This window comes from Croceicoccus ponticola (assembly GCF_004004515.1).
GTDB lineage: Bacteria > Pseudomonadota > Alphaproteobacteria > Sphingomonadales > Sphingomonadaceae > Croceicoccus > Croceicoccus ponticola.
On record NZ_RXOL01000001.1, the window covers coordinates 266,873 to 289,599 of the forward strand.

The 22,727-nt window shown below is 61.8% G+C and carries 19 protein-coding genes; 8 read left to right on the top strand and 11 right to left on the bottom strand.

The features are described 5' to 3' along the window. Nucleotides 1-175: 175 nt before the first annotated feature. From EKN06_RS01340 to EKN06_RS01365, 6 genes are all read right to left on the bottom strand, one after another. Nucleotides 176-1,393, bottom strand: a complete 1,218-nt coding sequence (locus tag EKN06_RS01340; protein ID WP_127611084.1) for an argininosuccinate synthase — start codon at nucleotides 1,391-1,393, stop codon at nucleotides 176-178. Nucleotides 1,394-1,402: 9 nt separating this feature from the next. Beyond that, the gene (locus EKN06_RS01345; RefSeq protein ID WP_240654549.1) at nucleotides 1,403-2,731 is read right to left on the bottom strand and encodes an MATE family efflux transporter; all 1,329 of its coding nucleotides are present in this window, start codon (nucleotides 2,729-2,731) and stop codon (nucleotides 1,403-1,405) included. Nucleotides 2,732-2,815: 84 nt separating this feature from the next. Next, on the bottom strand, nucleotides 2,816-4,069 hold the full coding sequence (locus EKN06_RS01350; RefSeq protein WP_127611085.1) for an SAM-dependent methyltransferase: 1,254 nt from the start codon (nucleotides 4,067-4,069) through the stop codon (nucleotides 2,816-2,818). Between the two features lie 46 nt (nucleotides 4,070-4,115). After that, nucleotides 4,116-4,892 carry an SDR family oxidoreductase gene (locus tag EKN06_RS01355; RefSeq protein ID WP_127611086.1) on the bottom strand — a complete coding sequence of 259 codons (777 nt, stop codon included), beginning with the start codon at nucleotides 4,890-4,892 and terminating at the stop codon, nucleotides 4,116-4,118. A 123-nt stretch (nucleotides 4,893-5,015) separates the two neighbouring features. Beyond that, a complete protein-coding gene (locus EKN06_RS01360; RefSeq protein WP_127611087.1) occupies nucleotides 5,016-5,381 on the bottom strand; it encodes a glycine zipper 2TM domain-containing protein in 366 nt (121 codons plus the stop codon). 184 nt (nucleotides 5,382-5,565) lie between these two features. Further along, nucleotides 5,566-6,159, bottom strand: coding sequence for an FMN-dependent NADH-azoreductase (locus EKN06_RS01365; protein WP_127611088.1), 594 nt, complete (start codon nucleotides 6,157-6,159; stop codon nucleotides 5,566-5,568). A 92-nt stretch (nucleotides 6,160-6,251) separates the two neighbouring features. On the opposite strand from EKN06_RS01365, the gene EKN06_RS01370 reads away from it, so the two are divergent. Then, nucleotides 6,252-6,623 (top strand): winged helix-turn-helix transcriptional regulator, encoded by a 372-nt coding sequence (locus EKN06_RS01370; RefSeq protein ID WP_205693788.1) that lies wholly within the window; start codon nucleotides 6,252-6,254, stop codon nucleotides 6,621-6,623. A gap of 4 nt (nucleotides 6,624-6,627) precedes the next feature. On the opposite strand, the gene rlmN is transcribed toward EKN06_RS01370, so the two are convergent. After that, nucleotides 6,628-7,872: a dual-specificity RNA methyltransferase RlmN gene (gene rlmN / locus EKN06_RS01375; RefSeq protein WP_127611089.1), complete on the bottom strand. Its 1,245-nt coding sequence runs from the start codon at nucleotides 7,870-7,872 to the stop codon at nucleotides 6,628-6,630. 247 nt (nucleotides 7,873-8,119) lie between these two features. Here rlmN and EKN06_RS01380 point away from each other — a divergent pair, with 247 nt between their 5' ends. After that, nucleotides 8,120-8,791 (top strand): outer membrane protein, encoded by a 672-nt coding sequence (locus EKN06_RS01380; protein ID WP_127611090.1) that lies wholly within the window; start codon nucleotides 8,120-8,122, stop codon nucleotides 8,789-8,791. A gap of 84 nt (nucleotides 8,792-8,875) precedes the next feature. Here the strand turns inward: EKN06_RS01380 and EKN06_RS01385 are convergent, their stop codons facing one another. Genes EKN06_RS01385 through EKN06_RS01395 form a run of 3 tightly spaced genes read right to left on the bottom strand, consistent with a single transcriptional unit; the run spans nucleotide 8,876 to nucleotide 11,930 of the window. Further along, on the bottom strand, nucleotides 8,876-9,361 hold the full coding sequence (locus EKN06_RS01385) for a hypothetical protein (RefSeq protein WP_240654550.1): 486 nt from the start codon (nucleotides 9,359-9,361) through the stop codon (nucleotides 8,876-8,878). Between the two features lie 4 nt (nucleotides 9,362-9,365). Next, nucleotides 9,366-9,857 (bottom strand): transcription elongation factor GreB, encoded by a 492-nt coding sequence (gene greB, locus EKN06_RS01390; protein ID WP_240654551.1) that lies wholly within the window; start codon nucleotides 9,855-9,857, stop codon nucleotides 9,366-9,368. 36 nt (nucleotides 9,858-9,893) lie between these two features. Next, entirely contained in the window at nucleotides 9,894-11,930 is a 2,037-nt protein-coding gene (locus EKN06_RS01395; RefSeq protein WP_240654552.1) for a lytic transglycosylase domain-containing protein, read from the bottom strand. Nucleotides 11,931-12,056: 126 nt separating this feature from the next. On the opposite strand from EKN06_RS01395, the gene dapA reads away from it, so the two are divergent. The 6 genes from dapA (at nucleotide 12,057) to alaS (ending at nucleotide 20,850) form a co-directional block, all read left to right on the top strand. Then, nucleotides 12,057-12,938 carry a 4-hydroxy-tetrahydrodipicolinate synthase gene (gene dapA, locus EKN06_RS01400; protein ID WP_127611092.1) on the top strand — a complete coding sequence of 294 codons (882 nt, stop codon included), beginning with the start codon at nucleotides 12,057-12,059 and terminating at the stop codon, nucleotides 12,936-12,938. Between the two features lie 182 nt (nucleotides 12,939-13,120). Next, nucleotides 13,121-13,603: an SsrA-binding protein SmpB gene (gene smpB / locus EKN06_RS01405; protein ID WP_127611093.1), complete on the top strand. Its 483-nt coding sequence runs from the start codon at nucleotides 13,121-13,123 to the stop codon at nucleotides 13,601-13,603. A 182-nt stretch (nucleotides 13,604-13,785) separates the two neighbouring features. After that, nucleotides 13,786-14,406 carry a DUF2062 domain-containing protein gene (locus EKN06_RS01410; protein WP_240654553.1) on the top strand — a complete coding sequence of 207 codons (621 nt, stop codon included), beginning with the start codon at nucleotides 13,786-13,788 and terminating at the stop codon, nucleotides 14,404-14,406. Next, a complete protein-coding gene (locus EKN06_RS01415) occupies nucleotides 14,406-16,817 on the top strand; it encodes a hybrid sensor histidine kinase/response regulator (protein ID WP_127611094.1) in 2,412 nt (803 codons plus the stop codon). Before EKN06_RS01410 ends, EKN06_RS01415 begins: the two co-directional genes overlap by 1 nt. A 129-nt stretch (nucleotides 16,818-16,946) precedes the next feature. Further along, nucleotides 16,947-18,005: a recombinase RecA gene (gene recA / locus EKN06_RS01420; protein WP_127611095.1), complete on the top strand. Its 1,059-nt coding sequence runs from the start codon at nucleotides 16,947-16,949 to the stop codon at nucleotides 18,003-18,005. A 190-nt stretch (nucleotides 18,006-18,195) separates the two neighbouring features. Then, nucleotides 18,196-20,850 carry an alanine--tRNA ligase gene (gene alaS, locus EKN06_RS01425; RefSeq protein ID WP_127611096.1) on the top strand — a complete coding sequence of 885 codons (2,655 nt, stop codon included), beginning with the start codon at nucleotides 18,196-18,198 and terminating at the stop codon, nucleotides 20,848-20,850. 21 nt (nucleotides 20,851-20,871) lie between these two features. On the opposite strand, the gene EKN06_RS01430 is transcribed toward alaS, so the two are convergent. Continuing rightward, complete coding sequence (locus EKN06_RS01430) at nucleotides 20,872-22,671, bottom strand: cation:proton antiporter domain-containing protein (RefSeq protein ID WP_127611097.1); 1,800 nt, start codon at nucleotides 22,669-22,671, stop codon at nucleotides 20,872-20,874. Nucleotides 22,672-22,727 lie beyond the last annotated feature (56 nt).

Consider the following 22,727-nt stretch of genomic DNA (forward strand, 5'->3'; position numbering starts at 1 on the left):
ACAACCTGAAGGTGACTCTCTCGGGCGAGTCGTTCAAGCGCGCAACGGCCGACTTATCCACAAATCGCGTTTTTCGCGGTGGACAAGAGTGGACAACATTTCTGCGGGTGGCGGCGCATCGCTGAAAGCACGGCAGATCCGGGCCAGTTCGCTACCGGCCCGGATCAATTAGCCGTCAGCGGCCTTGTTTGGCCAGAAGCTTGAGGCGCAGGGCGTTCAGCTTTATGAAGCCTTCCGCATCCTTCTGGTCGTAGGCGCCGGCGTCATCTTCGAACGTGACATGGCGTTCGGAATAAAGTGAGTTCGGCGACTTGCGGCCGACCACGCTGGCCATGCCCTTGTACAGTTTGAGTCGGACGGTGCCGCCTACCGAGCCTTGCGAATGGTCGATCGCCGCCTGCAGCATCTCTCGTTCCGGGGAGAACCAGAATCCGTTGTAGATGAGCTCTGCGTATTTCGGCATCAGCTCGTCCTTGAGATGCGCCGCGCCGCGATCCAGGGTGATCTGCTCGATCCCGCGATGGGCGCGGGCATAGATCTCGCCACCGGGTGTTTCGTACATGCCGCGCGACTTCATGCCGACGAAGCGGTTTTCGACAAGGTCGAGCCGCCCGATGCCGTGTTTGCGGCCAAGCTCGTTCAGCGCGGTCAACAAAGTGGCGGGCGACATGGCCGCGCCGTTCAGCGAAACGCCGTCGCCCTTTTCGAAACCGATCTCGATATATTCGGGCGTGTCGGGCGCATCCTCGGGGTTCACCGTGCGCGAATAGACGTAATCGGGCGTCTCTTCCCACGGATCTTCGAGCACCTTGCCCTCTGACGAAGTGTGCAGCAGGTTCGCGTCGGTCGAGAACGGGCTTTCGCCGCGCTTGTCCTTGGGCACCGGAATCTGGTGCTTTTCGGCCCATTCGATCAGCGCAGTGCGCGATCCCAAGTCCCATTCGCGCCACGGTGCGATGATCTTGATTTCGGGATCGAGCGCATAGGCCGACAGTTCGAAGCGAACCTGATCGTTGCCCTTGCCGGTCGCTCCGTGGGCGATGGCGTCGGCGCCGGTTTCGTGCGCGATCTCGATCAGGCGCTTGGAAATCAGCGGCCGGGCAATCGACGTGCCGAGCAGGTAGTCCCCTTCGTACCGCGCATTGGCGCGCATCATCGGGAATACGAAGTCGCGGACGAATTCCTCACGCAGGTCGTCAATGTAGATGTGCTCTTCGGGCACGCCCATCATCTGCGCCTTCTTGCGCGCAGGTTCCAGTTCCTCGCCCTGGCCAAGGTCCGCGGTGAAGGTCACGACCTCGCAGTTGTAGCTGACCTGCAGCCACTTGAGGATGACGCTGGTGTCGAGGCCGCCCGAATATGCAAGGACGACGCGTTTAATGGAATCGCTCATGCGCGCCGGTTAGGCGGGCGTCGCGCGCTTCGCAAGCGTCTCATTGCCGGTAATGTCGCGCAACAGTGCGGGAAGGTACGGCCCAAGCGTCGCCGCGCGCAGCAGGTAGCTGGCAAGAAAGGCAATCCACAACCCGGTATTGCCCATCGGCCGCAGCAGGAGATCGAGCGCGATGTAGAGCACAGTCGTGACGACGGCGGCATTGCGCAAGGCCTTCCCCTGCGTCGCGCCGATAAACACGCCGTCCAGCATCCAGCTTGGCGCGCCCAACAGCGGGACGACGGCGGCATAGGGAAGGAATTGTCGCGCGGTTGCCGCTGTCGCAATGTCGGTCACCATAAAAGCGATCACCGCCGTACCACCCAGCCAGAACGTCAAGGCAAGCATCGCGCCGCCCAGCAGGGCGAATTCGCCCGTCAGCCGCACGGCGCGCACGAACCGGGCCCGCGATCGCGAACCGATGGCTTGGCCGATGCGCGCTTCCGCAGTGAAGGCAAAAGCATCGAGCACGAAGGCGGCAACCGAGATGAATTGCAGCAGGACATGGTTCGCGGCCAGTGTCGTTGCGCCAAGCCGCGCGCCGGCATTCACGAGCCACGTAAAGGTCAGCAACAGCGCGATGGTCCGGATCATCAGGTCGCGATTGACCGCGAACATGCGGGAAAGCGCCGAACGGGCGAAGAGCGCCGCACGCTCGCTTCGCCGCAACAGCGCGACCGGGCCGCCGCCTGCGACACGGGTGCAGATCGCGATGCCGGTGAACACGGCGATCCATTCCGCCCCGGCCGTACCCGCGCCGACCCCGCCCGCGCCCATGCCAAGGCCCCAGACGAATACGATGTCGAGCACGGCATTGGCTCCGTTCATCACGACCTGAAGCGCAAGCGCGGCGCGCGTCCGGCCAAGGCCGAGCAGCCAGCCGGTAATCGCAAAGACGGCAAGGGCGGCAGGCGCGCCGAAGAACCGGGCCGTGACGTAGGCATCGGCCTGCGCATCGACCTGCGCGCCGCCAGACATGACCGCCAGCGCCATCGTCGTCAGCGGTCCCTGCAACAGCAGGAGAGCAAGCCCCAGCGCGCCACCGATGGCCAGCCCGCGCAACAGCATCGCCTCGACCTCCGGTGAGTCGTTGGCGCCATGCGCCTGCGCGGTAAGGCCAGTCAGCCCCATGCGCAGGAAGCCGAATGTCCAGAATACTAGGTTGATGATCATCGCGCCCAGCGCCACTCCGCCCAGGGCGGCGATGTCGCCGGTGCGTCCGATGACGACGGTATCGACGATGCCGACCAGCGGCACCGAAGCCTGACCCAGCATGATCGGCCACGCCTGCGCGAACACGGCGCGACGGGTTAGGGGTGGGGGAGGCGCGATCGTCACCGGTGGGCCATGCCCCGGCGCGCAGTCGGCATCAAGCCGATCCGGTCAGCCGCGCCCCATCAGTTCGGTTTCCGCCGCCTGCATGTAATCGCGCGACAGGGGCAGGGCGCGGCGGTCGCGGACATACTGGATCTGGAAATTGCACATGCCCCCGCTTTCGAACGCGGCGGTCGCACCGGCAAGATAGAAAGTCCACATCCTGAAGAAACGCGGATCGTACATCGCTTCGATCTCGGCCTGATGTTCGATGCAACGATCGTACCAGCAGCGCAGCGTCTTGGCATAATGGATGCGCAGCGTTTCAACGTCGCTGGCGATCAGGCGCACCTTTTCGCTCGCCGCAATGGTTTCGGACAGGGCTGGGATGTAGCCGCCAGGAAAAATGTACTTGCGGGTAAAAGCGTCGGTCATACCCGGCGGACCCATGCGGCCGATGGTGTGGACCAGCGCCACGCCGTCCTGCTCCAACAGGTTGCCGATGCCGCGGAAATAGGTTTCGAATTGCGGCTGGCCGACATGTTCGAACATGCCGACCGAAACGATGCGGTCAAACCGGCGTCCCGATTTCGCCAGATCGCGGTAATCGACAAGCTCGAAACTGGTGCTGTCCGCCACGCCGGCTGCCGCGGCGCGTTCGCGGGCGAGGGCGAGCTGTTCCTCGCTCAGCGTGATGCCGGTTACATGCACCCCGGCCTTGCGCGCGAGATAGATCGCCATCCCACCCCAGCCGCACCCGATGTCGAGCACGGTCTGCCCCGGCTTTAGCGCCAATTTCGCTGCGATATGCGCCAGCTTCGCATCCTGCGCATCTTCCAGCGTCATGCCTTCGTCCGGCCAATAGGCGCACGAATACTGCATGTGCGGCTCATCCAGCATCAGGCGGTAGAGGTCGTTACCGATGTCGTAGTGGTGCGAGACATTTGATTTGGAACTCGCCGCCCGGTTCGTGGCGGTGCGGCGAAAGGCGAGCCGGTCCCTCAGCCGCCGCATCACCGTTGGAGGGCGCAGGCGCTGGCCCCGGTCCCACGGCTGGTTGGCGCGCAGCATGTGGATCAGTCCCATGATCCCGCCGCGCTCTATCGTCAGCTTGCCGTCCATGAATGCTTCGGCCGCGCCAAGCCGGGGGTCGGTCAGGATCTGGCGCGCCGCGCCGGCGTCCAGTCGGATGGTAACATCCTCGAAACCCCGCGCAGGCGTGCCGAACCGTTCGCTCCGGCCGCTGGCATGATGGACTTCCAACGTGCCATGTTTGACGATGCTGGAAAAAAAGCGAGAAAGAATACGTTCGGTTGCGCTCATACGATCTGATGTAAACGCCGATTTCACGATTAAGGCAATATGGGGATCACGTGTTCTCCCGCGCCAGGAACAGTACGTCACGATACTGTTCCAACAAATGCTGACCCGAATCGACGTGGACGACTTGCCCGCTGGCCAATGTTCCGCCGGCAAGGAAAACCGCCGCGTCCGCCAGTTCGGTCGGGTCGGTCAATCGCTGCAACAGGTTCATGCGCCCGCTGTCTTGATGCTCGCCCGGTTCTTGATCGAAACTGGGCAGCATGGCGCCGGGCGACAGGCCGTATATGCGATCGTCGCTGTCCCGATGCGCGATGGCCAGCATCTGCGTCGCGGCGCCAAGCGCGGCCTTGGCCATGGTATAACTGAAGAAATCGGGGTTAATGTTCGCAAGTTTTTGATCCAGCACGTTGATCACGCAGCGGCCCGCCGATGCCTTTGCCGTGGCCAGAAAACGCTGCGCCAGCACGACGGGCGCTTCGGCGTTCACCTGCATGGCGCGATCGAATGTTCGTGCATCGATCGCGGTGGCGCTGTCGAATTCGAACAGTGAAGCGCAATTGACCACTGTGCGCCATTCGCGGAGCCGTGCGGCGAGATCAGCGACGCCCGCAGCGACCGCTCCGGTGTTGGCAAGGTCAAAGCCTATCGTCTCGGCGCAGGGCAACTGTGCGGCGAGGTGCTCTGCCTCTTGCGCGGAGCGACGGTAGTGGATGACGACGTGCCAGCCATCGTCCGCAAAGCGGCGCGCGATTGCCGCGCCAAGGCGTCTTGCCGCCCCGGTAACGAGCACAGCGGGGCGGGTCACATGGGCGTCTTCGGGCATGACGATGCTTGGAACATAAATCGCGCTGTCAGGCAAACGGCCATGCTGAATGCACACGGCCAAGCAAAAGGGCCGGCTGCGATCTGCAACCGGCCCTTTCAGCTAGTATATCAAATGAAGCGATCAACGGCAGCGGGCATCGCCGCGGTCAATCGAACGACCGATGATGGCCCCTGCCGCGGCACCCAGAATGGTTCCGGTAGTACGATCACGCCCACCGTCAAGTTCGCGTCCGAGCAGCGCACCGCCGGCAGCCCCGATGATAAGCCCGGTCGTGCCGTCGTCGCGTTTGCAATAATAGCGCCCGTCGTCACCACGCCAGTACCGATCGCCGCGACGCATAGCACGCGGGGCATAATAGCGATCGCCACCGCCATGTTTGGCGCGCGCACCGTGTGCAGGCGCCCATGGCGGCGGATCCGCCATTGCGGGCGCCGCGGGGATCGCGACGGCTGCTGCCAGCACGGCTCCGATCAAACCCTTCTTCATTCGTCGATCCTTTCTGTCGTTCGCCTGCCCTTGGCCAATCGGCCCCTGACAGTGCTTGACGCAGTAATTGCATCCTTGAACCGGAACGGGCGATGAACCGCTCCTTCAGAAAAAGTCTAATGGCCGAAGCGTTTCGGAGTTCCGATGAAATGCGCTTAACCCGCTTTTCACCACGTTGTTCGGCTCAAAGCGCCGCGATCTGATCTTCCGCATCCGCAAGCGCCTGTTCCGGCCCGACCGCGCCGACGCCATGGCCGCGCACGAAGGTCACGTCGGTCACGCCAATGAAGTTCAGGAATGCTTCGAGCAGGCCTTCGTGGAAGGTCAGCGGCGCATTGCCCGGCTGATAGGCGCCACCGGCCGCAGACGCGACGATTACGCGGCGTCCTCCGGCCAGCCCTTCGGGCCCGTTTTCGGAATAGCGAAAGGTTACGCGCGGAACGCCAAGCCGGTCGATCCACGATTTGAGGTTGGAGGGAATCGTGAAATTGTACATCGGCGCGCCGATTACCACGACGTCGGCGGCAAGAAATTCGTCCAGCACTTTCCGCTCGGTCGCGGCGGCCGCCTTCATGTCGTCGGTCATGTCCTCTTCGGGAAAGCGGATCGCGCCGGTGATGACGGGGTTGAGATGGGCCAGCGGTTCGGTGCCCAGATCGCGATAGACGACGATGGCGTCGGGATTATCGGTCGTGAGCTTGTCGACGATTTTCGCGGTCAGCGCGCGGGTGACCGATGCGGCGCCGGTCGTGGCGCTGTCGATGTGCAGGATATTCACTTTGCATTTCTCCGGTATCAAATGATAACCGGGTCGATATGGATATGACCCCCGCAATCGCGCAAGAAGGCACAGGAACGTCCGGTGGGAACATGGATGTTACCACGCAGATCGAATCGTTCGGCGCATGTCAGGCGGTAACCGACATGCTTTCGCGCGTCGGCGACAAATGGTCGATGCAGGTCGTCATGAAACTGGGCGAGGAGCCGCGCCGCTTCAACGAGCTGCGTCGCGCCGTTGACGGCATTTCCCAAAGGATGTTGACCCGCACCCTGCGCAACCTTGAGCGCGATGGGCTGGTCAGCCGCACCGTGACGCCCACGGTGCCGCCGCGGGTCGATTATGCGCTGACCGATCTTGGCCGTTCGCTGTGGATGCCCGTTGCGGAACTGAGCCGGTGGGTGCTGGAAAACCGCGTCGTCATCGAAGCCGCGCGCGCGCAATACGACCTGACGATCGAGTAGGGCGCTACTCCTCCAGCGCCGCTTCCTTTTCGGCGGCGATCCGGTCCAGCTCGGCCCGGCTCTTCTTTTCCGCGGAGGTCTTCAACTGTCCGCAAGCGGCGTCGATGTCGCGCCCACGCGGGGTGCGCACAGGGGCGCTGATGCCTGCTTCGAAGACGATGTTCGAAAAGGAACGGATGCGTTCGGGCGTCGAACATTCGTAGGTCGCGCCGGGCCACGGGTTGAACGGGATCAGGTTGACCTTGGCCGGAAGGTCGTACTTGCGGATCAGGCGAACCAATTCGCGCGCATCGTCGTCGCTGTCGTTCTTGTCCCGCAACATCACGTATTCGAACGTGATGCGCCGCGCATTCGATGCGCCGGGGTAATCGGCGCAAGCCTGCAGCAGCTGCTCAATCCCGTACTTCTTGTTGATCGGCACGATCTCGTCGCGCACGTCCTTGCTCACCGCGTGGAGCGATACGGCAAGGTTCACGCCGATTTCGTCGCCGCAACGCGCCATCATCGGCACGACGCCGCTGGTGGAAAGCGTTATGCGCCGTTTAGACAGGGCCAGCCCGTCGCCATCCATGACGATTTTCAGCGCGTCGCGGACATTGTCGAAATTGTACAGCGGTTCGCCCATGCCCATCATCACGATGTTCGTCAGCAGGCGTCCGTCGGAGCTGTAGTTGCCCTCGTCCTCCGCATCGTCGAGGCCGTCCATCCGGCCCTTGGGCCATTCGCCCAGCGCGTCGCGGGCCAACATGACCTGTCCCACGATTTCACCGGGGGTCAGGTTACGGACAAGGCGCATGGTGCCGGTGTGGCAGAACCGGCAGTTGAGCGTGCATCCGACCTGGCTCGATACACACAGCGTTCCCCGGTCCGCGTCCGGGATGAACACCATTTCGTAATCGTGGCTGTCGGCCGTGCGCAAAAGCCATTTACGCGTGCCGTCGGTCGAATGCTGCGCTTCCACCACTTCGGGGCGGGCGATGACGAACCGTTCGGTCAGCCACGGACGCATGGTCTTGGCGATGTCGGTCATCGCCTCGAATTCCGAAACACCGCGATGGTAGATCCAGTGAAAAACCTGCTTGCTGCGCAGTTTTGCCGCCTTGGCATCGAGGCCTGCCTGTTCGAACAGGGCGGCGATCTGCTTCTTCGGCAAGCCGAGCAGGTCAATCAGACCGTCTGCACGCGGGGTCACCTCTCGCGGGACGGGGACGGGATCAATGTGGCCCGGGACGGACATGTTCATCTGCATGGCGCGGCATATAGGCACGAACGGCTGTCTGGCAAAGGGCGTATGGAGGCGCGTTTCAAGTCCCGTTTCAGGAAATTGTGCAATGCAGCGTAACTCATCGCAATTGCAGCACGCTTCAACGACAAAACGAGCCTTTTTTACGATGAAGCGAAACGTTGTCTCATGTTCATGAAACAAGTCAGCTCATTCAATCATTTCCGTGGTCCAGCCTCCCAAAAGGGGCATGAGGGAAATAATTGGAGTTGTTATGAAAAAGATTGTTGCACTGCTCGTCGCCGGTACCGCTTTCGGTGCCATTGCCATGCCTGCCGCTGCTCAGAACATGCAGGGCGGAAACTTTTCTGGTCCGCGCGTTGAAGCCATCATCGGCTATGACGCGTCGCAGGCTGGTTCCACTTCGGATAACGAACTCAACGATCAGGACGATCAGGACATCGACGGCCTGCTTTATGGCGTTGGCATCGGTTACGACATGGATATGGGCGGCCTGGTCCTTGGTATCGAAGGTGAGTACACCGATTCGACCGCCAAGACCGAATTCAGCGATGGCGGCGATTACGAAGGTTTCGGCCTTGGTCGCGTCGACACGGGTCGTGACCTCTATGTCGGTGCCCGTCTTGGCGCCAAGGTCGCTCCCGACCTCCTTGCATACGTGAAGGGTGGCTACACCAACACGAAGTTCAACGTCCTTGCGACCGACGGCGAAACTGAGCTGGAGCAGGACATCAACACCGACGGCTGGCGCGCAGGCGCAGGCCTTGAGTATGCGATGAGCGACAACATGTTCACCAAGATCGAGTATCGCTACTCGACCTACAAAGAAGGTGAATTCGAAAACGGCGAAATGACCGACAGCGAGCGGTTCGATATCGACACCGATCGTCATCAGGTCGTGGCTTCGATCGGCATGCGCTTCTAATCTGAAACGCAGTCCCATTGCGAAAAAGCGCGGGTCGGGTAACCGGCCCGCGTTTTCGTATGCGTTGCCGGTTCGAACGATCGGCTAGCGACTACATGCGATGATTGCGGCATCGATTGCCGTTGGCGCGCCTTTTAGTCGGTAGGCATCGCGAAACAGGCGCCCTTGCGTATCGCGGGCACCGACGGTCATCGTGTCGCGGCTGCGCATTGCGGCGACAATCGCCTCGTTCCCGCCACCGACATCCGCAGCACTATCCTTTCCCCACGCGCTGTCGCCGCCGCCGTTCAGGCGAAAGCGGCGGTTCCCGACATCCAGCGTGACGATCGCATCTCGTGCGATGGTGCGCGACAGGCGCATGGTGAACCGTTCCGCGCCGGGCGCGACGCTGACGCTGGCAAAAGGCTGGCGTTCGCGGGCATATGGGGTGGGTTCGGCCAAGGCGATGGCATAGCACCTCTCACCATCGCGAAACGCGCCCCAGCCCGAATGAACCGACACGGCCTTTGGCGCCGATTGGGCCTGAGCCGCCAGTCCGGGCACTGCGACAAGCGTCGCCAAGGCTATCATCCATTTAGCCATAAGCGATGGACATGACCTCCCACTCTTTGTCGCCCGCAGGCAGGTGCACGGAGCGCAAGTCGCCTACGCTGGACCCGCGCAAGGCGCGGGCGAGGGGGGAGCCCCAGCCGATCAGGCTCTTTCCCGCATCCGCTTCGTCATCGCCAACGATGGTGACGGTGCGATGCACATTGTCCTCGTCCGCGATGGTGACGGTGGCGCCGAAAAACACGCGGGTCGTGTCGGGTTGATCCGCGGGATTGACGACGCGGGCCGCTTTCATCCGGCGGGAAAGGTGTGACAATTCGCGATCGATCTCGCGCAATCGCTTGCGCCCGTAAATGTAATCGCCGTTTTCGCTACGGTCGCCGTTCCCTGCGGCCCAGCTGACGATGTCGACGACTTTCGGGCGTTCGGTGCCCAGCAATACGTCGTAACGTGCCCGCAGGGTGGCGTACCCCGCGGGCGTTATCGGATTGCCCTTGACCTTGATCGGTTCGCTCATCGCGCCATCCCTAGCGCGGGGTGAGCGCCGGGGCCATTACTGACCCGGGCGTTTCCCAAGGTAATAACTCAGCGGATACGGGCCGCTTCGGTTGCCGGATTCGGGGTAGAGCGCATCGTAATAGGCCGCGTTCTCAAGCACCCGCGCGACATAGCGGCGCGTTTCGGTGAACGGGATCGCCTCGATCCATTCGACCCAGCCAATCTCGCCCTTGCGCGGATCGCCGTTGGTGCGCAGCCATTTGCCGACATTTCCCGGCCCGGCATTATAAGCCGCGACGGCAAGCGGATAGGACCCGCCAAACGTGTTCATCATTCGGGAAAAGTACCCGGCACCAAGCTTCACGTTATACTGAGGATCGGCGATCAGCGCCTCTCGGTTGTAACTGAGGTACATTTTGCCCGCCTGTTCCTGCGCAGTGCCGGGCATAAGCTGCATCAATCCGCGGGCGCCAGCGTGGCTCATCGCATCGGTGGCGAACTGGCTTTCCTGGCGACTGATCGCGTGGATCATCGACCAGTTGCTCGTCCCCATCGGCACATCGATGCGCGGGAAGGCGTATTTGGAAAAGGCGTAGACCTGCGCGGTCGAAGCTTCGCGCCCGGCGATGACGCCAAGATCCCGGCGTCCCATATCACGCGCCAATTCGGCGATGAGCGAGAAATCCTCGGTCGTCTGCGCCTGCTGGCCCAGTTCGCGGAAGAAATACACCGCCGTGCGCCAATCGCCGATCCGCCCGACTTCGCGCGCGGCCTGAACCAGCGGGCGAGCATTGAATTCAGCGCGCTTGGCCATCGAGGGCATCGGCAGGGTGCCGACCGGAACTTCGAGCTTGCGACCCAGTTTCTCCAGCGCGAGCTGGCCATAAAACTGATCCGGGAATGCGGCCGCGGCTTCGTAATTGCGCCGCGCGACATCCTGCGCCCCCGACTTGTCACCGGCCAGGCCCGCGAAATAGAAACCTTTTGTGCGGGCGGGTGCTGTGCGCTGGCTCCTCGCATAAGTTTCGAACATGTCCGCAGCGCTGCGCGCATCGCCACGGGCGAGCGCGGCTTCGCCAAGCGGGTAGAACAGCTTTTCGTATTCGTCGCGGATGCCGCTCGACATTTTCGACACGTCGGCATCGGGCGCAAAGGCTTGGGCGGCGCGCCGGGCGATGCGAACCGCCGTTGCCGTGTCGCCCATAGCCAGGGCGTCGCCCGCCTGAAGCCGCAGTTCGGTGACGAACGCTTGCGGATCGATAGGCGTGTGCGAAAGCACCGGAGCATTCGCCAAGAGATTGCGCGCAGCCGAACCCTGTCCGGTGGTGCGCAATTGCCGTGCCCGGTTGTAAAGCCAACCCGGATCGCCGCTCGCGTCTTGCGGAACGGTCAGCCCTACGGCCAGCGGGTCCTGCCCCTGCAAGGTCGCAAGCCGCGCCATCAGCAAGCCGCGCGATGCGCCGCTGACGCGCATGATCTGGCGCTGAGCAGCTTCCCTATCGGCTTGCCACAGCAACTCGTTCATCCGCGCGACCTGATCGTTCTCGCTGAAATTATTGCCGAACATCGCAGCGACCGTCGCTTCGGCTGTGGGCGACATCTTGCCACCCCGCCATGCCTCGGTCGCAACGGCCGTCGCTTCCGACCTTCCCAGCGAGCGCAAGGCGAGCGCATATTGGGCGCGGGCAACGTTGGTGAGCGGGGGATTGCGATCGAAAAAGGCAACAAGACGGCCCGGTTCGACATATTTGTCGACCAATGCGGCCTCTGCCTTGCCCTGTAACAGATCCTGTCGCGGAAAACCGGGATATTGACTGATGAATCCGGCATATTCCTCGAACGAACCGCCGTTCTGCGCCACAAGCTGGTTCCACCGGCTGATCGCATAAGTCATCGGTCCGGTCCGGGCGGCCATGCTGCGCATCCGTGCCTTGTCCCAGTCGGACGGGCTCCACTTGATATCACCGAAAACCTGCGTCTGGCCCGGCGCATCCTGAGCGAACGCAGGTGACGCGGATAGCCCGCCAAGCACGATGCCAAGGACACCGGCGCGAGCGAATGAAGAATATCGATTTTTTCCCATACTGGACATTATAGGGAAACCCTCCTTATCAGCCCCTGAACGGGTAACCCTGAACGATTAACTCAAGCGCATCGTTCCGTGTTAACCAATCAAGACTTACGAACAACAATAGCACTTTTTGCGGAGCCTTTCTCGATGTTTTCAGGGTCCATTCCCGCTCTCGTGACGCCTTTTCGTGACGGTTCGGTCGACGAATCCGCCTTTCGGCAGCTGATCGACTGGCAGATCGAGAACGGCTCGAACGGATTGGTGCCGTGCGGCACGACAGGGGAAGCTTCGACGCTTACGAATGCCGAACACCATCGCGTCATCGAAATCTGCGTCGAACATACGGCGGGGCGGGTTCCGGTCATCGCCGGATGCGGTTCCAACGATACTGCCAATGCGCTGATGCACATGATCTTTTCGAAACGTTACGGCGCCACCGCGGCACTCGTTGTAGCGCCATATTACAACCGGCCCAGCCAAGCCGGGCTGATCGCCCATTTTTCGCATCTGGCCGAAAACTGCGATCTGCCGATCGTGCTTTACAACGTGCCGGGCCGCACGGTGACGGATATAGAGCCCGAGACGGTATGCGAACTGGCGAAGCGGTTTCCCGACGGGATCGTCGGCATCAAGGACGCGAGCGGCGATCTGTCGCGGGTGGTCGATCATCGCATGGGCATCGGTCCGGATTTCTGCCAGCTTTCGGGTGATGACGAACTGTCGCTGCCAGCGAACGCGGCGGGTGCCTCGGGCTGCATTTCGGTGACCGCCAATGTCGCGCCAAAGCTGTGCGCCGAATTCCAGCAGGCCTGCGTCGAAAACGATTTCACCCGCGCGCGTGAAATCAACGATCTGCTTTACCCGCTCCATTACGCGATGTTCGAGGATGCGAGCCCCGCGCCGTGCAAATACGCCCTTTCGCGCGTGCACGCCTGGATGACCGATGACTTGCGCCTGCCGCTGGTCAAGTGTTCGGAAAAAGCCAAGGCCGCAGTGGACGCAGCTTTGGTGCACGCGGGACTGATCTGATCCCGATAACGTGAGGCCACACGTAGCGATCGGCACGCACTCTCGTCGCCCATCGCTACATTTCCATGGTGAGCCATGGCCAGCGCCTCGTTTACGCTACCTCCCAAGCCGCGAAACGCATATCGGTGCGGCAATGCGGTGAAACCCTTCCGTTTTTGCCGTCATGCTCCTACATGCGCGTCATGGCCCGCCCCAAACCCATCGCGTTCGAAAAAACCAAGGTCGTCGCCGAAAATCGGCGCGCGCGGTTCGACTATTTCATCGAAGACAAGTTCGAGGCCGGCATTGCGCTGACCGGGACCGAGGTAAAGGCGCTGCGTTCGGGCGAGGGGTCGATCGCTGAATCATATGCTGAAATTCGCGACGGGCAGGTATGGCTCGTCAACGCCAATGTGCCGGAATTCAGCCACGGTAACCGCTTCAACCACGTGCCGAAGCGCCCGCGCAAGCTGCTGCTCCATGCCCGCGAGATCGAGAAGCTGTTCGGTTCGGTGGAGCGCAAGGGCATGACGCTCGTGCCGCTGTCGGTCTATTTCAATTCCAAGGGCCGGGCAAAAGTCGAACTGGCGCTGGCCAAAGGCAAGCAGGCGCACGACAAGCGGGCTACGGTGAAGGACCGCGACTGGAAACGGGACAAGGCGCGGGTCATGCGCGAACACGGATGACCGAAGTTTCGCCGGCGTGACCGCGCTGGCTTTGGGGCTGAGGAAAGCGCCCTGTTGATGACAAGTCACGTTGGGCCGGGCATGATATTTGCGTAGGCGTTCACCAGCCGTGTATCTGTTGTTCGCTATTGGGGGGTAGTGACCGGGTTGATTGTCCGGTCGTGACGGCAAGAAAGAGGTTCATGACCAAGGGCTTTGCCAGCCGCTTTGCGGGTTGGGCGCGGTCGAAGATGCCGACTCGCGAACAGATGGAGCGCAACCGCTTCATCCGTCCTTATGCGCATCGCGTGCTGCGTTCCGAACTCTGGCGCTTCACCCGGCGGTCGGTGCCGCGTGGCGTGGCGCTGGGCATTGCTGCGGGTATCATCATTCCGTTGGGGCAGATTTTCGTTGCGGCCATGCTCGCTTTGCCGTTTCGCGCCAACGTTCCGGTGGCCGCCGCGCTGACGTTCATCACCAATCCCATAACGACGCCGTTCGTCTGGTGGTTTGCCAACTGGCTCGGCACCGTCCTGCTTCGCATGGATGAAGTCACGCAGGTTGCGCCGTTCAGCGCGGCCATGCAGCAGACCGAATTCGACAAGTTTCTCGAATGGCTGACCGGAGAGACGCTGGTCACCGCGTTTGGGCTCGTCGCTTTGGCATCGGTTTGCAGCGCGGTCAGCTATCTGGTTTCTGCCTGGGCATGGCGCTGGTGGATTGGACGTAAGCGGTTGCGCGCCATGCGGTTGCGCCGCGAAAGGCTCGAGCGCGCGCGCCATGCCCATGCCCATGTTCACGCCGAAGCCGAAGCGGAGCTCTGATGTTCGGACCGCTCCGGGAACCGCCGCGGCGCAGTGTGCCGGATTGGGTCCTGATCGGCACCGCCGTGCTCGCCAGCGCGGTGGCGGTCCAGTTGATGACGGACTTGTGGCAACTAACCGTCGCCTATGCCGGAGCGCTGGTCGCATTTGTCGCGGTGATGCGCGCGGCGGTCAGGCGCGTGCCGGTGGATGCCGAAGAAAAGCTCGCACCTCCCGACTGGTCGGTGACCGTCGCCGCGATCGAGCGTCCCGATGTGGCAACTGTAATCACCGAACGCAGCGGCAAGGTCGTGTGCGCCAACACGCGTTATGGCGAATGGTTCGGGTTCTATAACGCTCCGCCGCAATTGGCGCTGGACGAGGAATCGCAGACTCGGCTCGTCGAAGCTGCGCGAGAGGCGTGGCGCGCGGGCGAAGCGAGCGTATCGCTGCTCGTCGGCACGAGCGGGCGCTGGCATGCGGACTTGCGCCGCGCGGGACGGGGCCAGAACCACCTCGTCTGGGAATTCGCTCCTGTCGAAATGGTGGATCTTGGCGCGCGGCTTGTGCGACAGCTTGACGACAAGCTTGGCCGGGCACTGGGCGCGGCCGGCATCCAGGCGGTCGCCGTCAGCGCGGAGGGTGAAATCCTTGGCGCCAATGCCGATTTCGCCCGCCGCGCCGCTGCCGACCGCCCCGAAAACCTCGTCGGCCGGGAATTCGTCGAGTATCTGACGGCGGACGATTACGACCGCATTTACTATGCGCGCGAAGGTACCAGCGGCGAAGACTTACGTCTGATCCATTTGCCTGTTGTCGATCCCGACCTTTCGATGGCGAACGGGCGTGACGCGCCGGTTCTGTTTTTGATCATCGAAGGCGGCCTGCACGCGGGAAATTCGGCGGCGTTGCCTGAAATCGAAAGCTTGTTGGCTTTGCTTCCCCTTGGTCTGGCGATGACCGATCGTGACGGGCGGTTCCTTTTTGCGAACAAGGCCTTCCGCCGCGCCGCAGGGCTCGAAACGGTTGGCGAAATCCCGCCGTTTCCGTCCGATCTCGTGGTGCGCGAGGATAAAGGCGCGCTCGCCGATTCGATCCGGCGCCATGCAGCTGGCACGCCGAGTTCGGGGGCATTGCCGGTCCGGCTCCACGCCAGCGCAGAAGAACCCGTAACGCTCAGCCTTGCAGGCGTGCGCGGGCTTGGCGAAGCGGCGGTCCTGCTCAGCCTGAAGGACACGACCGAAGAAACGCGGCTCAAGCGGCAGGTGGCGCAAGCGACCAAGATGCAGGCTGTCGGGCAGCTTGCCGGCGGTGTCGCGCATGACTTCAACAACGTGCTTACCGCGATCATCGGCTATTGCGATCTCATGCTGCTGCGCCATGCGCCGGGTGACAGCGATTACGACGACATCCAGCAGATCAAGGCCAATTCCAACCGCGCGGCATCGTTGACGCGGCAATTGCTCGCATTTTCGCGGCAACAAACCCTGCGGCCCCAAGTGTTGCAATTGCCCGATGTCGTGTCCGAAGTTTCTGCCCTGCTGAAGCGGCTGATAGGCGAAAAGATCCGATTGGAGGTCAAGCACGACCGCGCGCTGGGCGCGGTGCGGGCCGATCCGCAGCAGCTCGAACAAGTCATCGTGAACCTTGCCGTCAATGCGCGCGACGCGATGCTGGCCAAGGGCGAAGTTGGAACGCTCACGATTTCTACCCGCAAGGTCACGCCACGCGATGTTCGCGCGCTGAAGAACGAGATTCTTCCGCTGGGCAACTATACCGCGCTGGTTGTCGAAGACACCGGTGAGGGCATTCCGGCGGACATGCTCGGAAAGATTTTCGAGCCGTTCTTCACGACAAAGGAAACCGGCAAGGGCACCGGCCTCGGCCTATCGACCGTCTACGGCATCGTGAAGCAGTCCGACGGGTTCATCTTCGCCGACAGCGAGCCGGGTGAGGGCGCCCGTTTCTGCGTCTATCTGCCGGTCGATGCCACCTTGGCCGGCGAAGCACCGCCCGAACCGAAGCGCGAGGCCGAACCGCGCGCGGCCTTTGGCGGGACCGGCAAGATCCTGTTGGTGGAGGACGAAGACACGGTGCGCGCCGTCGCAGAACGTGCGCTGGTGCGCCAAGGATACACCGTGACCACCGCGGCCGACGGTGAGGAGGGGCTTGAACACGTGCGTGGTGGCGCCGAATTCGACCTCGTTCTGTCAGATGTTGTGATGCCGACAATGGACGGGCCGGCCATGGCGCGAGAGATTCGCAAGTTACGGCCCGACATGCCCGTTCTGTTCATGTCCGGCTATGCCGAGGAACAATTGCGGCGCGAGATCGACATTGCGTCCATGTATTTCCTACCAAAGCCTTTTTCGGTCGCACAGATCGGGGAAAAGGTCGCATCGGTACTGGGCGCAACGCGTCAACCGACCTAACATGTTAAATGGCACCGCGGAACCGTCGCGGTAATTTTCGTTCTCCCCTTGTTCCACTAGAACAAATGGGATACATCGTTCTCAGCCGGTCATCTGATCGGGGGCGTAAACGATGCGGAGTTCGAGAAGATGGCTGCGAATCTCAAGTTGGTGGACAAGGAAAGCAACGTGGACCGGCAAAAAGCGCTAGACGCTGCTCTCGCTCAAATCGACCGTGCCTTTGGCAAGGGATCGGCGATGAAACTCGGCTCGAAAGAGACGATGAACATCGAGACGATTTCTACCGGATCGTTGGGGCTCGATATAGCATTGGGCGTCGGTGGCCTGCCTAAGGGGCGCGTTATCGAGATTTACGGGCCCGAAAGCTCGGGTAAGACGACCCTGGCCCTGCACGTGATCGCAGAAGCGCAGAAGAACGGTGGTACGGCCGCTTTCATCGACGCCGAACATGCGCTGGATCCGGTTTATGCCAAGAAGCTGGGCGTCAACATCGACGAACTGATCGTCTCTCAGCCCGACACCGGTGAGCAGGCGTTGGAAATCACCGACACTCTGGTTCGATCCAATGCCATCGACGTGCTGGTGGTCGATTCGGTCGCCGCACTCGTGCCGCGGGCAGAGATCGAAGGCGAGATGGGCGACAGCCACGTCGGGCTTCAGGCCCGCCTGATGAGCCAGTCGTTGCGCAAGCTGACCGGTTCGATCAACCGTTCGAAGTGCATGGTGATCTTCATCAACCAGCTGCGCATGAAAATCGGCGTGATGTACGGCAACCCTGAGACGACGACGGGCGGCAACGCACTCAAGTTTTATGCTTCTGTCCGGCTCGATATCCGCCGCACCGGCCAGATCAAGGATCGCGACGAAATCGTCGGCAATGCGACGCGGGTCAAGGTCGTGAAGAACAAGGTCGCGCCGCCGTTCAAGCAGGTCGAATTCGACATCATGTACGGCGAGGGCATTTCAAAGATCGGTGAGATCCTCGATCTCGGCGTGAAAGCGGGCATCGTCGAAAAGTCGGGTGCCTGGTTCAGCTATGATTCGATTCGCATCGGGCAGGGACGCGAAAACTCGAAAACTTTCCTCAAGGAAAATCCCGAGCTTTGCGCAAAGCTCGAAGAGGCAATCCGCGGCAAGACCGAGGTGGTTGCCGAAAAGATGATGACCGGCCCCGACGAAGAGGAATGATAGTTCCTTAGTTCAAGGTCTTGATAGGTCCTGGTGGGGCGGGTCCGGCATATCGCCGGGGCCGCCCTTTCATTTTTCGGCTTATAGATATGTTTCGATCGATCCGATCGGTTTTGGCGATACTCATGACCGGGAATAGTCGACATGTTCGATCTTGTCGCAAAAGCGCGGGTCGCCTAACTGCCTTGGCATGACATCGACCAACGACATCCGCACGTCCTTCCTCGACTATTTTAGCAAGGCCGGGCACGAGAAAGTCCATTCGGCGCCACTGGTGCCGTATAACGATCCGACGCTGATGTTCGTCAACGCGGGCATGGTGCCGTTCAAGAACGTTTTTACGGGACTTGAAACACGCGATCCACCGCGCGCAACTTCGTCGCAAAAGTGCGTACGCGCGGGCGGGAAGCACAACGATCTCGACAATGTCGGCTATACGGCCCGACATCACACTTTCTTCGAAATGCTCGGCAATTTTTCGTTCGGAGACTATTTTAAGGAGCAGGCGATCGTCCATGCGTGGACATTGCTGACCAAGGAATGGGGCATCCCGGCAGACAAGCTGACGACGACGGTCTATCACACCGATGACGAGGCGTTCGCGCTATGGAAGAAGATCGCCGGGCTTCCTGACGAAAGGATCATTCGAATCCCGACGTCGGACAACTTCTGGTCGATGGGCGATACCGGGCCGTGCGGTCCGTGCAGCGAAATTTTCTACGATCATGGCGCGCATATTGCCGGTGGCCCGCCGGGTTCGCCCGATGAAGACGGTGACCGTTTCATCGAGATCTGGAACCTCGTCTTCATGCAGTTCGAGCAAAAGGCCGACGGCAACCGAGAGGCTTTGCCCAAGCCTTCGATCGACACTGGCATGGGGTTGGAACGTATTTCCGCCGTGATGCAGGGCGTACACGACAACTACGACATCGACGTGTTCAAAGCGCTGATCTCGGCGTCCGAAAGCATGACCGGAGTCAGGGCCGAAGGCCCGCAACGCGCCAGCCACCGGGTGATCGCCGATCACCTGCGCTCGACCAGCTTCCTGCTTGCCGATGGCGTCCTGCCGTCGAATGAAGGGCGCGGCTATGTCCTGCGCCGCATCATGCGCCGCGCTATGCGCCACGCGCATATCCTTGGTGCAAGCGAGCCCTTGATGCACCGCCTGGTCCCTTCGCTCGTGGCGGAAATGGGTCAGGCTTATCCCGAACTTTCACGCGCGCAGGCACTGATCAGCGAAGTGTTGGAGCGTGAGGAAACGCGTTTCCGCCAGACGCTCGACAAGGGGCTCAGGTTGCTTGACGAAGCGACGATCGACATGGCCGAAGGTGCTGAATTGCCCGGCGAAACCGCGTTCCGGCTCTACGACACGTTCGGCTTTCCCTACGACCTGACCGAAGATGCCCTGCGTTCTCGGGGAATTGGCGTCGATCGCGACGGGTTCGATGCGGCGATGGCCCAACAGAAGGCCGCCGCACGTGCCGCGTGGAAGGGCAGTGGCGATGCGGCATCTGGCGAAGTGTGGTTCGATATCGCCGAGCGCGAAGGCGCCACCGAATTCACCGGATACACTGCCACCGATGGCGAAGGGCAGGTTGTCGCATTGTTGATCGACGGCGCCGAAGTGCAAACGGCGCAGGCCGGACAGGATGTCGTCGTCCTCACCAACCAGACCCCATTTTATGGCGAAAGCGGCGGGCAGTCGGGTGACGCGGGCATAATCACCGGCAAGGAAGGGCTGTCAGTTAAGGTCGGCGACACCTCCAAGCCGCTCGGCAGGCTGAACGCCCATCACGGCACGATCGAAAGCGGCACGATCGCGGTTGGCGACACGGTCCACATGTCGGTCGATGTCGTTCGGCGAGATGCCATTCGTGCCAACCATTCGGCGACGCACCTCTTGCATGCGGCACTGCGCCACCGGCTTGGCGAGCATGTCACGCAAAAGGGTTCGTTGGTCGCTGCCGATCGCCTGCGGTTCGATTATTCGCATCCCAAGGCTCTGACCGATGCCGACATTCGCGCTATCGAGTCGGAAGTAAACGCCCAGATCCGCAGCAACGAACCCGTCACGACGCGGCTGATGAGCCCCGATGACGCCATCGAGGCTGGCGCGATGGCGCTGTTCGGCGAAAAGTATGGCGATGAAGTACGCGTGCTGACGATGGGCAAAAATCCGGACACAAAAGCATATTCGGTCGAACTGTGTGGCGGCACCCATGTCAACGCGCTGGGCGACATTGCTGTGTTCCGCATCATTTCGGAAAGCGCGGTTTCATCGGGCGTGCGTCGCATCGAGGCGCTGACCGGCGAAGCGGCTCGCGATTGGCTCGTCGGGCGTGAAGATGCATTGAAGGCGATAGCGTCGGCAATGAAGGCGGCACCGGACGAAGTGACCGGACGCGTGCTGGCCCTGATCGATGATCGTAAACGGCTTGAGCGTGAACTGGCAGAGGCGAAGAAGGCGCTGGCTCTGGCCGGGACCGGTGGCGCCGGGGCCGCTGCTCCGGCGGACGAAGATGTCGGCGGCATCGCATTTTCCGGACAAGTTCTGCAGGGCATGGATCCCAAGGAATTGCGCGGGCTTTTGGATGAGGCGAAGAAGCGCATTGGTTCGGGTGTGGCGGCGATTGCAGCGGTAAATGAGGGTCGGGCGGCGTTCGCGGTTGCAGTTACGGACGACCTGACCGATCGCTTCAGCGCGGTCGAGCTGGTTCGCAAGGGAGTCGAGGCGTTGGGCGGGAAGGGTGGCGGTGGCCGTGCCGACATGGCCCAAGGTGGCGGGCCCGATGCCGACAAGGCAGATGCGGCGATCGCGGCGGTTAGGGAATCGCTCGCCGGTTAATCGCCAGCCGCGTCGGTAAGGTCAGGCGCTTTCGGTTTCGACCTTGGTGGCCACGCGGTCGGCGAGGCTGGTCTTCAGCTTTGGTTTGCGGGTGAGCTGACCCTCGCGCATCAGCTGTTCGCGAAATTCGTCCCGCTTTTCGTGGATCGACGCGATAACGTGCCCCATCGGCACGCCGATATTGACCAGAACCGCTTCCGACAGTTGCAACGAGCTTTCGAGCGTTTCGGGAACGGCTTCGGTCGCCCCGGCACGATAAAGCTCCGCTGCATGGGTAGTGTCGCGGGCCCGGGCGATGATCGGGATGTCGGGATAGTGACTGCGTAACCTGCGCAGGAGCCGTGCGGCCAGCACTGGTTCGTCCATCGTCAGGATAATGGCCGATGCGTTCGACAGGTCGATCCGGTCGAGCGCGGGCCCACTCGCATCAGCGTAAAGCAGCGGGTGCTTACGACGCCGTGCCAGATGGGCCAGTTCGGGGTCGGAATCGATTGCCAGGAAACGCTGATCGTGGCGCTTCATCATGTCGGCAATCAATTGCCCGACGCGGCCATAGCCCAGGATGATCGCACGTCCCGATGTCGGATCGTCGTCCTCCTCCGCCTCCGTCGGGGCGGGGGCGGCATCGACGTGGCGCGCAACTTTGCGGCCGAGGAGCGCGAGAATTGGCGTGATCGTCAGCCCGATGGCAGTGACGATTTGCCAGAATTGCGCGGTCTGCGGCTGTATCAATTGTGCCGTCGCGGCTGCCGACAATACGATGAGCGTCGTCTCCGAAGGACTGGACATCATGATGCCCGTTTCGACCGCCGTGCCGCGCCGCGCGCCCATCATCCGCAGCACTGCGCCGGTGACCAGTGCCTTGACCAACAGCACGCCCGACACGGCCATCGCAATTGACCATGCATTCGCGGCGATGACGCCAAGATCGACGCCCATGCCAACTGTGATGAGGAAAATGCCGAGCGCGAGCCCCTTGAACGGGGCCGTGATGCCCTCGACCTCGGTATGATACTCCGTCTCCGCGATCAGTAGGCCAGCCAGCAGCGCGCCAACGATGGGCGAAAGCCCAACAGCCGCTGTGGCAAGCGAAGCGACGATGACGACAAGCAGGCTGGCGGCGAGAAACAGTTCCGGGCTCTTGGTCCGGGCGGCTTGCGCGAACAGGCGGGGGAGCAGGAAGCGGCCCGCGACCATCAACACGATTACGGTCAGCGCGCCGGTCCAAATCGTGTACCAGAGCCCCTCCATCCCATCTGAAGCCGCATAAGGCGCCATCGCGCCGAGCAGGAAGATGATCGGCACGATGGCGATATCTTCGAACAGCAGCATCGACAGCGCAGCCTTGCCGACCGGGCTTTTCGTGCCTGAAATAGGAAGGACGAGTGCAGTCGACGAGAGCGCGAGCGCAAGGCCAAGCCCCATGGCCCCGGTCCAGTATTGGCCCATCGCCATCAGCACGAAAGCGATCAGCGCGGCGGAGATCGAAAGTTCCAGCGCGCCGAGGCCAAATACCATGCGCCGCAATTGCCACAATCGGTTGAACGACAGTTCCAGACCGATGGTGAAAAGCAGCAGGATGATGCCGAATTCGGCAAAAGGCTCCAACCCCTGAGGGTCGGTAATCGTGATATACTGCAACCACGGATAGTCGAATACGAGCCGCCCGAGCCCGAACGGGCCGACCAGCATGCCGACAAGAATGAACCCGATGATGGGCGTGATGCGGAACCGTGCAAAGACCGGGATCACGATGCCCGCGGCGCCAAGAATGACCAGCGCATCGGAAAGTACGGGTGATAAATGCAGTTCGCTCGCCATCTATGGGCTACCTACGTTGCATTGCGGCAATTGGCCAGTGCGGCAAGCCGATGATT

Coding starts and splice junctions, on each gene's coding strand:
- EKN06_RS01395 (WP_240654552.1), bottom strand. CDS start 11,930: ATGTCCAGTATGGGAAAAAATCGATATTCTTCATTCGCTCGCGCCGGT.
- EKN06_RS01430 (WP_127611097.1), bottom strand. CDS start 22,671: ATGGCGAGCGAACTGCATTTATCACCCGTACTTTCCGATGCGCTGGTC.
- alaS (WP_127611096.1), top strand. CDS start 18,196: ATGACATCGACCAACGACATCCGCACGTCCTTCCTCGACTATTTTAGC.
- EKN06_RS01380 (WP_127611090.1), top strand. CDS start 8,120: ATGAAAAAGATTGTTGCACTGCTCGTCGCCGGTACCGCTTTCGGTGCC.
- smpB (WP_127611093.1), top strand. CDS start 13,121: ATGGCCCGCCCCAAACCCATCGCGTTCGAAAAAACCAAGGTCGTCGCC.
- EKN06_RS01415 (WP_127611094.1), top strand. CDS start 14,406: ATGTTCGGACCGCTCCGGGAACCGCCGCGGCGCAGTGTGCCGGATTGG.
- greB (WP_240654551.1), bottom strand. CDS start 9,857: ATGAGCGAACCGATCAAGGTCAAGGGCAATCCGATAACGCCCGCGGGG.
- EKN06_RS01350 (WP_127611085.1), bottom strand. CDS start 4,069: ATGAGCGCAACCGAACGTATTCTTTCTCGCTTTTTTTCCAGCATCGTC.
- recA (WP_127611095.1), top strand. CDS start 16,947: ATGGCTGCGAATCTCAAGTTGGTGGACAAGGAAAGCAACGTGGACCGG.
- EKN06_RS01370 (WP_205693788.1), top strand. CDS start 6,252: ATGGATGTTACCACGCAGATCGAATCGTTCGGCGCATGTCAGGCGGTA.
- EKN06_RS01340 (WP_127611084.1), bottom strand. CDS start 1,393: ATGAGCGATTCCATTAAACGCGTCGTCCTTGCATATTCGGGCGGCCTC.
- rlmN (WP_127611089.1), bottom strand. CDS start 7,872: ATGCAGATGAACATGTCCGTCCCGGGCCACATTGATCCCGTCCCCGTC.
- dapA (WP_127611092.1), top strand. CDS start 12,057: ATGTTTTCAGGGTCCATTCCCGCTCTCGTGACGCCTTTTCGTGACGGT.
- EKN06_RS01385 (WP_240654550.1), bottom strand. CDS start 9,361: ATGATAGCCTTGGCGACGCTTGTCGCAGTGCCCGGACTGGCGGCTCAG.
- EKN06_RS01355 (WP_127611086.1), bottom strand. CDS start 4,892: ATGCCCGAAGACGCCCATGTGACCCGCCCCGCTGTGCTCGTTACCGGG.
- EKN06_RS01410 (WP_240654553.1), top strand. CDS start 13,786: ATGACCAAGGGCTTTGCCAGCCGCTTTGCGGGTTGGGCGCGGTCGAAG.
- EKN06_RS01360 (WP_127611087.1), bottom strand. CDS start 5,381: ATGAAGAAGGGTTTGATCGGAGCCGTGCTGGCAGCAGCCGTCGCGATC.